This is a genomic window from Pseudomonas sp. CM27 (assembly GCF_013179515.1).
Taxonomy (GTDB): Bacteria; Pseudomonadota; Gammaproteobacteria; order Pseudomonadales; family Pseudomonadaceae; genus Aquipseudomonas.
Window position 1 is genome coordinate 1 of the sequence record NZ_JABMCN010000189.1, and the last position, 7,895, is coordinate 7,895.

7 protein-coding genes are annotated in these 7,895 nt (G+C 62.2%); 5 read left to right on the forward strand and 2 right to left on the reverse strand.

Going from position 1 to position 7,895, the window contains the following annotated elements; all coding sequences use genetic code 11:
- The first annotated feature begins 18 nt into the window (after positions 1-18).
- The gene (locus tag HP547_RS20935; protein ID WP_172218977.1) at positions 19-987 is read left to right on the forward strand and encodes a peptide ABC transporter ATP-binding protein; all 969 of its coding nucleotides are present in this window, start codon (positions 19-21) and stop codon (positions 985-987) included.
- A 360-nt stretch (positions 988-1,347) separates the two neighbouring features.
- On the opposite strand, the gene HP547_RS20940 is transcribed toward HP547_RS20935, so the two are convergent.
- The gene (locus tag HP547_RS20940) at positions 1,348-2,247 is read right to left on the reverse strand and encodes a hypothetical protein (protein WP_172287324.1); all 900 of its coding nucleotides are present in this window, start codon (positions 2,245-2,247) and stop codon (positions 1,348-1,350) included.
- A gap of 358 nt (positions 2,248-2,605) precedes the next feature.
- Positions 2,606-4,189 (reverse strand): peptide chain release factor 3, encoded by a 1,584-nt coding sequence (locus tag HP547_RS20945; protein WP_172218973.1) that lies wholly within the window; start codon positions 4,187-4,189, stop codon positions 2,606-2,608.
- Between the two features lie 489 nt (positions 4,190-4,678).
- Between HP547_RS20945 and HP547_RS20950 the strand changes: the two genes are divergently transcribed.
- The 4 genes from HP547_RS20950 to HP547_RS20965 all read left to right on the forward strand — a co-directional run.
- Positions 4,679-5,392, forward strand: a complete 714-nt coding sequence (locus HP547_RS20950; RefSeq protein ID WP_172218971.1) for an ABC transporter permease — start codon at positions 4,679-4,681, stop codon at positions 5,390-5,392.
- A gap of 13 nt (positions 5,393-5,405) precedes the next feature.
- The gene (locus HP547_RS20955; RefSeq protein ID WP_172287325.1) at positions 5,406-6,320 is read left to right on the forward strand and encodes a glycine betaine ABC transporter substrate-binding protein; all 915 of its coding nucleotides are present in this window, start codon (positions 5,406-5,408) and stop codon (positions 6,318-6,320) included.
- A complete protein-coding gene (locus HP547_RS20960; protein ID WP_172218967.1) occupies positions 6,317-6,970 on the forward strand; it encodes an ABC transporter permease in 654 nt (217 codons plus the stop codon). Before HP547_RS20955 ends, HP547_RS20960 begins: the two co-directional genes overlap by 4 nt.
- Positions 6,967-7,895: ABC transporter ATP-binding protein (locus HP547_RS20965; RefSeq protein WP_172287326.1), on the forward strand; the 929-nt coding region annotated here is incomplete at its 3' end. The genes HP547_RS20960 and HP547_RS20965, both read left to right, overlap by 4 nt.

Here is a 7,895-nt window from a genome sequence, read left to right on the forward strand (position 1 = left end):
GAACCAGGAGGTGGCGTGATGGCCGTCGTTCTATCCGCCCGGGCGCTGACCCGGCATTACCAAGTGTCCCGCGGGCTGTTCAAGGGCCATGCCCTGGTTCAGGCGCTGAATGGCGTGTCGTTCGAGCTGGAAGCTGGCAAGACCCTGGCGGTGGTCGGCGAGTCCGGCTGCGGCAAGTCGACCCTGGCGCGTGCCCTGACCCTGATCGAAGAGCCATCCTCGGGCTCGTTGCAGATCGCCGGCACCGAGGTGACAGGCGCCAGCAAGGCCGAACGCAAGCAACTGCGCCGTGATGTGCAGATGGTGTTCCAGAGCCCCTATGCCTCGCTCAACCCGCGGCAGAAGATTGGTGACCAACTGGCCGAGCCACTGCTGATCAACACCTCGCTGAGCAAGGCCGAACGGCGCGAGAAGGTGCAGAAGATGATGGAACAGGTCGGCCTGCGGCCCGAGCACTACCAGCGCTACCCGCACATGTTTTCCGGTGGCCAGCGCCAGCGTATCGCCCTGGCCAGGGCGATGATGCTGCAGCCCAAGGTGCTGGTGGCGGACGAACCGACCTCGGCGCTGGACGTGTCGATCCAGGCCCAGGTGCTGAACCTGTTCATGGACCTGCAGAAGGAGTTCAACACCGCCTACGTGTTCATCTCGCACAACCTGGCGGTAGTGCGGCATGTGGCTGACCAGGTGCTGGTGATGTACCTGGGGCGGCCGGCGGAGATGGGGCCCAAGGCGGATATCTACGAGAAGCCGCTGCATCCCTATACCCAGGCGCTGCTGTCGGCCACGCCGGCTATTCATCCGGACCCACTCAAACCAAAGATACGCATTGTTGGCGAGCTGCCCAACCCGTTGAATCCGCCGGATGGCTGTGCGTTTCACAAGCGCTGCCCGTATGCGACCGAGCGGTGCGCCAAGGAGGTGCCGGCGCTGCGACAGGTCAGTACCCGGCAGGTAGCGTGCCACTATGCCGAGCAGTTTCTTTGATCGTTGATTAAGGGCGGGCCGCTTTGCGGCCCATCGCCGGCAAGCCAGGCTCCCACAAGTACGGCGCAGGGCGTGAATTCGATGCGGTCTGGGTGGGAGCTGGCTTGCCGGCGATTGGCCGCAAAGCGGCCCCGGCTATTTCAATGCATGAACAACCAGATCAGGATGATCACCGGGATCGGCACCCCGATCATCCACAGCAATATCGAGCGCATGGCCTGTCTCCTTGTCGAGCGCCAAAGCAAAGGGCGGCATAAGCCGCCCCTCGATTCAGTGCATGAACAGTGCAATCAGGATAATCACGGGAATCGGTACCCCGATCATCCACAACAGTATCGAGCGCATGGCAGTTCTCCTTGCTTAACGTTGAATGGTCCGGTGAGCGACGTAGTCACCTTCAAGCCACTGCACGCGGTCACGTTGACGGCCACCGTACAGCGCCGCGACGCTGGCGAAGAACGCGCCGCACAGCAGTGCGACAAAGGTCCACAGCGCCGTCCAGGCGGCAACCTTGGCAGCGGTGTCGGCCGCTTGCTTGGCGTCGGTCTTCAGCTGCTGTACCTGGGCCATCACCTGGTCGACACGTGCCTCTGCTTCGGCCTGGCTCAGGCGGGTACGCTGCGCCACCAGTTGCGCCAGGTAGGCGCGATCTTCGGCAGGCAATGCCTGGTCACTGGCAATCCCTTTGGCCAGGATGCGTGCGGCTACACCGTTGGCGGCATCGTCGCTGACCGGTGCCGGGCCATCGCCACGGAACAGGCTGTCGACGAAGTAACCCATCGAGTCATTATTGCTACCCGCCGCTGCTGCACCACCTGCTGCTACCGACATGGTCGCGGCCTGTGACGCGGCACTGGCACCGGCACCTACCAGGTTGCCAGCTGCACCCAGTACCAGCATCGCCGCTACCAGCGTTGCTACAGCCCAGGACAGGAAGCCATGTGCGGTATCGCGGAAATACACCTCGTCACCGTGCAGGTTGGCCCATTTCACCCGCAGCCGACCGGCAATGTAGCCGCCCAGCCCTGAGGCGATGATCTGCGTCAGCAGCAGCCAGACAATGGTGGAGACGCCCAGGGCCTTGGCACTTGCACCCTCATCAGCCCAGGGCGAAGTGGCCGCAAAGCCAAGGCCCGCACCCAGTACCACAAGGATGAGAGACAAGGCTGCAGCAGTAGCGGCGCCAGCGAAGATAGCCGCCCAGGAAACCCCTGAGCGGCTTTGGGTATCGACAACGGGGTAGTCGGCAGAGGTGATCATGATGTTTGGCCCTATGTTGTTAGCGAGAAATCCATTCGCGCAGTAACCATTGCAGCAGCCATGCCATTTGTGACAAAAAATGACCATCATTAAAATCAATGACTTAGTGAAATATGCTGTTTCAGAACCGTGCAAAATGCGCGAGTGGCCCTCAGGCATCAGGTGTTCTGCATTCTTGGGTCGATTGACGATCTGGGGTTCAGCGCCGGATCAATTTGCTGTCGACGCTCTACAAGTGCCCCGCCACCACACCGGCAGTGCCGCCTGCAGGCGGGTCGTGGCGACCTCGTTGCGGAGTTCAGGGAGTGTTTGATGAAGTGAACTGAAATGGGGCTGCGTTGCGGCCCCATTTCAGTTATCAGTGATGTTCGCGGGTAGCGCGGAACTTGACGTCCGGCCAGCGCTCTTCCATCAGTGCCAGGTTGACCCGGGTCGGGGCCAGGTAGGTCAGGTGCCCGCCACCGTCGATGGCCAGGTTTTCCATGGCCTTGGTCTGGAATTCCTCGAGCTTCTTCTTGTCGTCGCAGCTGATCCAGCGCGCCGACCAGACGGTGATCGGCTCGTAGGCGCATTCCACCTTGTACTCTTCCTTAAGGCGGCTGGCGACCACGTCGAACTGCAGCACACCCACCGCACCCAGGATGATGTCGTTGCTGCGCTCCGGGAAGAACACCTGCGTTGCACCCTCTTCGGCCAACTGCTGCAGGCCCTGGCGCAACTGCTTGGATTTCAGCGGGTCCTTCAGGCGTACGCGGCGGAACAGTTCCGGGGCAAAGTGCGGGATACCGGTGAAGCCCAGCGCCTCGCCTTCGGTGAAGGTGTCGCCGATCTGGATGGTGCCGTGGTTGTGCAGGCCGATGATGTCACCGGCAAACGCCTCTTCCAGTTGCTCACGCTCGGAGGAGAAGAAGGTCAGTGCATCGCCGATGCGCAAGTCTTTGCCGGTACGCACATGACGCATCTTCATGCCCTTCTCGTACTTGCCCGAGCAAATGCGCATGAAGGCGATACGGTCGCGGTGCTTCGGGTCCATGTTCGCCTGGATCTTGAACACGAAGCCGGTGAACTTCTCTTCCACCGGCTCCACGGTGCGCTCGTGGGCGACACGGGCCAGCGGGCGCGGCGCCCAGTCGACAACCGCGTCGAGCACATGGTCTACGCCGAAGTTGCCCAGTGCGGTACCGAAGAACACCGGGGTCAGCTGGCCGTTGATGAACTCGTCCTGATCGAACTCATGGCAGGCGCCCTGGACCAGTTCGAGCTGTTCGAGGAAACGATCATATTCGTCCCCCAGGTGCGCACGGGCTTCATCGGAGTCGAGCTTCTCGATGATCTTCACCTCGGTACGCTCATGGCCGTGGCCCGGGGTGTAGACAATGATGTAGTCACCGCGCAGGTGGTACACGCCCTTGAAGTCGCGGTAGCAACCGATCGGCCAGGTGATTGGCGCGGCCTTGATCTTGAGCACGGCTTCGATTTCGTCGAGCAGTTCGATCGGGTCGCGGATATCACGGTCGAGTTTGTTGATGAAGCTGACGATGGGCGTGTCGCGTAGGCGGCACACGTCCATCAGGGCGATGGTCCGCGGCTCTACACCTTTACCGCCGTCGAGCACCATCAGCGCCGAGTCCACCGCGGTCAGGGTGCGGTAGGTGTCTTCCGAGAAGTCTTCGTGGCCGGGGGTGTCGAGCAGGTTGATCATGTGCTCGCGGTACGGGAACTGCATCACCGAGGTGGTGATGGAGATGCCGCGCTGCTTCTCCATTTCCATCCAGTCGGAGGTGGCGTGGCGGTCGGACTTGCGCGACTTCACGGTACCGGCGACGGCAATGGCCTTGCCCATCAGCAACAGCTTCTCGGTGATGGTGGTCTTACCGGCGTCGGGGTGGGAAATGATTGCGAAAGTGCGGCGCTTCGCGACTTCGGCGGCCTGGTTGGTCATGGGAAATCGCCTGACTTGGGGATTTTAAAAGGGGCGATATCATACCTGAAGTTGGGCGGGGACCAAAATTTGCTGAACAGGCGGCGCTTGGTACGGCCCTTTCGTGGGTGAATAGGCCGGCCCTGCCACAACAAATTTTCCAGGCAATTGCTTTATCACGGCAAATGGCCACAGGGTAGTTGTTTCAACGCCCGCAGCACATTAACCCACTGTTTTTTCTCGCCATAATTACGCACACCCAGTGATTAACGCTGGCCAAATGCCGCTTCAAGTGGGAACCTTTGCGCCCACGGAGACGTCCACTCCCCTGCAACCCGCTTCGCTTGGGGATTGGTTTTACTGGCATTTTCGGGCCCGACGGGGTTCGGCTCATGGCTTGATTCGCAGCCTTCGGCCTGCGTCACGCTGCTACTCGCGAACACACCACCCGCCGCCAACCATGGCCGGCTTCAAAGAAGTGTGCTCGCCGACAACACAAGGAGTCCGCCTGTGGCTAAACGCTACGGTAAAGGGCTGTTGGGATGGGCCGCCGTGCTCGTCATCCTGGCCCTGCTGATCCACTGGATCGGCATCGACACGATCGCGCGTTATCGCGACGATCTTGGGTTCTACCTGCAAGCGCACCTGATACTGGTGCTGGCTTCGATGGCGGCGGCGTTGGCCGTGGGCATCCCCGCCGGCATTGCGCTCAGTCGACCGCACCGGGTCGACAAAGCCGAGCGCTTCATGCAGTTCTTCAACGTTGGCAACACCATTCCCCCTCTGGCCGTTCTGGCCATCGCCCTCAGTATCCTGGGCATCGGCGCCGGGCCTGCGATCTTCGCGCTGTTCCTCGCCTCCCTCCTGCCCATCGTGCGCAACACCTACGAGGGCCTCAAAAACGTCCCCGCCTCGCTCAAGGAAGCCGCCACCGGCATCGGCATGACCCCGCGCCAGCAACTCTGGCAAGTGGAGCTACCGAACGCCGTGCCGATCATTGTCGGCGGGGTGCGCGTGGCCCTGGCGCTGAACGTGGGTACCGCGCCACTGGCTTTCCTGATCGGGGCCAACAGCCTGGGCAGCCTGATCTTTCCCGGCATCGGCCTGAACAACCAGCCACAGCTGCTGCTGGGTGCCGCCTGCACCGCATTGCTGGCCCTGGTGCTGGATGCTGCGGTGAGTTTCTCCAGCAAGCGCTGGCTGGAACGTGGCCTGGCCCAATAAAGATAGGGAACGTATGAAGAAGAGAATCGCCTTGCTGCTGGGCGCGGCCCTGCTGTTTGCAGGATTTGCCCAGGCGGCGGACAAACCGCTGATCCGTATCGGCGCGCGGGTGTTCACCGAACAGACCGTGCTCGCCGAAATCACTGCGCAGTACCTGCGCGCCAATGACTTTGACGTGCGCGTCACCACCGGCCTTGGCAGCAACATTGCCCGCCAGGCCCAGGAAACCGGCCAGCTCGACCTGATGTGGGAATACACCGGCGTGTCGCTGGTGTCGTACAACCATATCGACGAGCGCATGCCCAGTGCCGCAGCCACCTTCGCCCGGGTAAAGGCGCTGGATGCAAAAAAGGACCTGATCTGGCTGAGCCCGTCGAAGTTCAGCAACACCTACGCGCTGGGTTTGCCCAAGCAAGTGGCCGAAGCCTATCCGCAGATCAATACCATCAGCGACCTCAACCTGGTACTGCGTGACGAAAGCGAGCGCACCCACCTGGTGGCACTGGACACCGAGTTCGCCAACCGCCCCGACGGCCTGGTCGGGCTGCGCGAGATGTACCGACTGCCGCTGGACCGGCGCAATATCCGCCAGATGGACGGCGGCCTGGTGTACACCGCCATGCGCAACAACCAGGTATTCGCCGGGCTGGTCTACACCACCGACGGCCGCCTGAGCGCGTTCAACCTGAAACTGCTGGAAGACGACAAGCACTACTTCCCCGACTACACCGCCGCGCCGGTGGTACGCAAAGCCGTGCTCGATGCCAACCCGCAACTGGTCGGCCTGCTCAAGCCTCTGGCCGAGCTGCTGGATGACGAAACCATGCGCCAGCTGAACGCCCAGGTCGACGTCGAGCACCAGAACCCCACCGCCGTGGCTGCCGCCTTCCTGCGAGAGCACCCACTGCACAGCGAGGGCCAGCCATGAACCTGATCGACACTTTCAACCACCTGGACTGGGCGCAGGTGCTGCAGCTGACCTGGCAGCACATCATGCTGGTCGGCGTCGCCGTCAGCCTGGCGATTCTGGTCGGCGTGCCGCTGGGCATCCTGATGACACGCTTCCCGGCCGTCGCCGGCCCGCTGCAGGCCAGCGCCACGGTGCTGCTGACCATTCCGTCCATCGCCCTGTTCGGCCTGCTGCTGCCGTTCTATTCAAAGTTCGGCCAGGGCCTTGGCCCACTGCCGGCGATCACTGCGGTGTTCCTGTACTCGCTGCTGCCGATCATGCGCAACACCTACCTGGCCCTGACCAACGTCGAGCCCGGCATCCGTGAAGCGGCGCGCGGCATCGGCATGACCTTCGGCCAGCGCCTGCGCATGGTCGAGCTGCCCATCGCAGTGCCGGTGATTCTTGCCGGTGTGCGCACTGCCGTGGTCATGAACATCGGCGTCATGACCATTGCCGCCACCATCGGCGCCGGCGGCCTGGGCGTGCTCATCCTCACCTCCATCAGCCGCAGCGACATGTCGATGCTGCTGGTCGGCGCCGTACTGGTCAGCCTGCTGGCGATCATCGCCGACCTGCTGCTGCAAACCCTGCAACGTGCCCTGACTCCAGAAGGACTGCGCTCATGATCGAACTGAAAAACCTCAGCAAGACCTTCAACGCCAACGGCAAGGACGTCAAAGCCGTCGACTCGGTGAACCTCACCGTCAACGAAGGCGAAATCTGTGTGTTTCTCGGCCCGTCGGGCTGCGGTAAAAGCACCACGTTGAAAATGATCAACCGCCTGATCAAACCTACCTCCGGCCAGGTGTTCATCAACGGCGAGGACACCACCGGGCTGGATGAGGTCACCCTGCGCCGCCATATCGGCTATGTGATCCAGCAGATCGGCCTGTTCCCCAACATGACCATCGAGGAGAACATCACCGTGGTACCGCGCCTGCTCGGCTGGGACAAGCAGAAGTGCCACGACCGCGCCCGCGAGCTGATGCACATGATCAAGCTCGAACCCAAACAGTACCTGCAGCGCTACCCGCGCGAGCTTTCCGGCGGCCAGCAGCAGCGTATCGGCGTGATCCGCGCCCTGGCAGCGGACGCGCCGGTGCTGCTGATGGACGAACCGTTCGGCGCGGTCGACCCGATCAACCGCGAGATGATCCAGAACGAGTTCTTCGAGATGCAACGGGCATTGAACAAGACCGTGATCATGGTCAGCCACGATATCGACGAGGCGATCAAGCTGGGTGACAAGATTGCCATCTTCCGCGCGGGCAAGCTGTTGCAGCTGGACCACCCGGACACCTTGCTGGCGCACCCGGTGGACGACTTTGTCAGCAATTTTGTCGGCCAGGACAGCACCCTCAAGCGCCTGTTGCTGGTGCGTGCCGAAGATGCAGCGGACAACGCGCCGTCGGTAAGCCCGGGGACGCCGGTGAGCGATGCGGTGGAACTGCTGGACGAGCACGACCGCCGCTATGTGGTAGTGACCGATGGGCAGAACAAGGCGCTGGGCTACGTGCGCCGGCGTGACATGCATCGCCAGCAAGGTACGTG

Excerpts from the sequence above, each read along its gene's own strand:
- HP547_RS20935 (WP_172218977.1), top strand. The coding sequence starts at position 19 with ATGGCCGTCGTTCTATCCGCCCGGGCGCTGACCCGGCATTACCAAGTG.
- HP547_RS20940 (WP_172287324.1), bottom strand. The coding sequence starts at position 2,247 with ATGATCACCTCTGCCGACTACCCCGTTGTCGATACCCAAAGCCGCTCA.
- HP547_RS20945 (WP_172218973.1), bottom strand. The coding sequence starts at position 4,189 with ATGACCAACCAGGCCGCCGAAGTCGCGAAGCGCCGCACTTTCGCAATC.
- HP547_RS20955 (WP_172287325.1), top strand. The coding sequence starts at position 5,406 with ATGAAGAAGAGAATCGCCTTGCTGCTGGGCGCGGCCCTGCTGTTTGCA.
- HP547_RS20960 (WP_172218967.1), top strand. The coding sequence starts at position 6,317 with ATGAACCTGATCGACACTTTCAACCACCTGGACTGGGCGCAGGTGCTG.